This window comes from Spongiactinospora gelatinilytica (assembly GCF_003236385.1).
GTDB lineage: Bacteria > Actinomycetota > Actinomycetes > Streptosporangiales > Streptosporangiaceae > Spongiactinospora > Spongiactinospora gelatinilytica.
In genome coordinates this window covers 1-427 of sequence record NZ_POUA01000885.1, presented here as the reverse complement: position 1 = coordinate 427, position 427 = coordinate 1, and the positions used below count along the sequence as shown (strand labels likewise).

Below are 427 nucleotides of genomic sequence, written 5' to 3'. Positions count from 1 at the left end.
ACTCCCAAAACAGCATAAATAAAAAAATAATCTAAGAATGATCCCTTTTAGGACCAACCTTAGATTATTTTTTTAGATTAAATTGATATTACTCTTACATTTTTCCACCAAAGACTGGAAAGACACTTACATCCCCGTAATCTAGCGGTTTGACTTGTTTCAAAATTTCCATATCTTCATCAGAAATTACAAAATCAAGCTCGGCGTTTGATTTCATGTGTTCCGGATTAGAAGTTTTAGGAAGTACTACCGTATCTAATTGCCAATCGTAACGGATTGATAGTTGTGGTGCACTAACGTTATATTTTGCCGCCATTTTTTGAATAGCTTCGCTACGAAGTGCTTGTCCATGAGCGATTGGTGAAAATGCTTCAACCACAATCCCATTTTCATGAGAGTAGTTAATCAAATCCATTGGTGTAGCAGC

At 35.8% G+C, this 427-nt stretch carries 1 protein-coding gene; it reads right to left on the bottom strand.

Translation table 11 applies throughout. The features are described 5' to 3' along the window. Positions 1-94 precede the first annotated feature (94 nt). On the bottom strand, positions 95-427 hold a 333-nt coding region (locus C1I98_RS46705), incomplete at its 5' end, for an aldo/keto reductase (RefSeq protein WP_146607976.1).